The 2,167-nt window shown below is 63.3% G+C and carries 3 protein-coding genes and 1 pseudogene; all 4 read right to left on the reverse strand.

The annotated features are described in order from the left end of the window. Positions 1 to 316, reverse strand: a 316-nt coding sequence (locus tag BBW68_RS03080; RefSeq protein WP_186821255.1) for a transposase, incomplete at its 3' end; no start/stop codon positions are given. A gap of 64 nt (positions 317 to 380) precedes the next feature. Continuing rightward, positions 381 to 692, reverse strand: a complete 312-nt coding sequence (locus BBW68_RS03085) for a TraX family protein (protein ID WP_420835324.1) — start codon at positions 690 to 692, stop codon at positions 381 to 383. A gap of 1 nt (position 693) precedes the next feature. Further along, positions 694 to 1,915 (reverse strand): annotated as a pseudogene (locus BBW68_RS03090) (conjugative transfer relaxase/helicase TraI domain-containing protein); the annotation flags it as partial. 40 nt (positions 1,916 to 1,955) lie between these two features. After that, positions 1,956 to 2,167: IS30 family transposase (locus BBW68_RS15575; RefSeq protein WP_148127523.1), on the reverse strand; the 212-nt coding region annotated here is incomplete at its 5' end.

Here is a 2,167-nt window from a genome sequence, read left to right on the forward strand (position 1 = left end):
ACGCTTCCTGGATGACCGCGTTCAGTGCTTTCTCCGACAGCCTGCGGGCCTCAAGGAAGGACGGGAAGTACGAGCCTTCACGCAGCTTCGGTATACGCAGGTCCAGGGTACCGAGGCGGGTGTGGTACTGACGGTCACGGTAGCCGTTACGGTAGGTCTCCCGCTCGTCACTGCGCTCATGAGGCTCTGCGTTGATGCGCTGAGTGACATCGGCCTCCATGATGCGGTTGAGCATAAATTCGGTGAGTTCACGCAGAAAGTCCTCGCCGCCGAGTTGCATCAGGGTGTTGCTGAATGTCATGCTGTTGTCGGCCATCGGTTGACTCCTTCTGAGATAATTGTCTAATTAACCATTACCTTACCGGATAAGCCAATGGCGCTCACCATCCTTCCAAATTTACACCACGTCCTAAGACTCTACCGAGCCGGTTCAGGGCGCGCTGCTGAATATGCGGACGCCGGGCAACGTTCATGGCCCACACCAGGCCGAACAGCGGAAACGCTCCCCGCCCGGCCAGGCGAAGCCAGTCGTTATCCAGCCCGCACAGCATGCTGAGGTGGTCTCCCACCATTAGGAGCAGCGCCACGGTTTTAATCAGGTCAGCCTGCCCCGGCGTCCATATGAGCAGACGCTGCAGCCAGCAGTCGGCCGCCACAACCAGGGGAAATAACGGATGGTCTTCAGCCCGCATTTCAGTCTCCTCCCAGGGTCTTTTCACGCTCAGGGACGCGCACCGTCTCACGCTCCATCTGCTGCAGGCGGTCCCGCTGCGCGCTCTCGTGCACCACCTGAGACACCGCCTCATCCCGACGGCGCTCTTCCGGCGCATCCGGCAGCGTGAGAGGGGATGGCGGCATTTCTTTTACCCGGTCCATATCCCGCACAACATCCTGCATGGCGACCTCAGCCCCGGCGGCTGGCTCGTCGCCGCTGCGGGCCATTTCTCGGACCGCCTCTTCTGCGCGCTTATCCAGCTCCCGCTGCACCTCAGCCTCCCGGGCGTGCTGTGCCAGCACCTCCGGCGGGACCGTCTCTGAGGGCTGCGTACCGGCGCCGTCGGGCAGGCCGTCGGCCCAGACCCGACCGCCGGTAATGGCGCCGGGGTTCCACGGTCGCGCCTCGCCTTCGAGCCGCACCACCACGCCACTCTGCGGATTCTCCCGCGCGAGCCGCACGCCCTCCTCCATATCCCGCGCCAGCAGCGACTCACCGTTACGGCTGGCCTGCAGGCCCGCAAACGCGGCGTCCCTGCTGCCCATCACCCGACCTTCGCCAGCGAACCCCTTAAGGTGCCCGTCTCCGGACGTCAGGGTACTCAGCCAGACGCCCGCCTGCCTGCCGTTGCAGGTCGAAGGCCGGGAGCGCCACGTGCGGCTGCGGGTATTTCCGCCCCGGCGAGATAAATTTCGCCATCGAGCTTTCGGGCTGCAGCCCGGCCTGGCGCAGCGCAGCGCGACCGGCAGGCACCTCACCCAGCGCTTTTGCCGTCGCCGTCAGGCGGGCGGCATTCGCGACGGCGCGGTCGCCGCGCGGCTCCAGAATGTCATGCGCCGTACTTTTCGCCTGAGACTTCTCCATCGCGGCCACCCACTTCTCCCGGTTGTCGGTGTAGACCTGGGCGTGCTGCTTCATGCGGCTCAGCGCCACGTAGGCCGACTCAAAGCTCACCATCTGCCTGCGTCCGCCTTCCGTACCCTGCAGGGAGATGGAGAACGGCTCGCTCGCCCCCTGAGAGCCGTTGACGGTGACGGCGTAGGCCAGATCGATATGCTGCTCCGCGCGCTCCGCCGCCGGGTTAACCGTGCGGGTCTGCCTGCCGTCGGTCAGCGTGACACTGTCACCTTTTATCTCACTGACCGACCAGACGCTGTTGGCCACGAAGCCCCGTTCGTTATCGCTTTTCGAAAAGTGCATCGCCCCATTCCCACTCGAAACGCAACAAAACCGAGGGGGCTTATGCCGCCAGTAAGTGCGTTAAAAATACCTCGTTGGGGGAACGATAGCCCAGTGATTTTCTCCCGCGCGTGTTGAGTATGTGTTCGAGTTCAGCCATCTTGCGATGGCTCACCTGACTGAAGTCGGTTCCCTTGGGGTAAAAGCGCCGTATCAGACCGTTGGTATGCTCATTCAGGCCACGTTCCCAGGAATGGTATGGGCGTGCAAAGT

Source organism: Candidatus Erwinia dacicola, assembly GCF_001756855.1.
GTDB lineage: Bacteria > Pseudomonadota > Gammaproteobacteria > Enterobacterales > Enterobacteriaceae > Erwinia > Erwinia dacicola.

Coding starts and splice junctions, on each gene's coding strand:
- BBW68_RS03085 (WP_420835324.1), bottom strand. CDS start 692: ATGCGGGCTGAAGACCATCCGTTATTTCCCCTGGTTGTGGCGGCCGAC.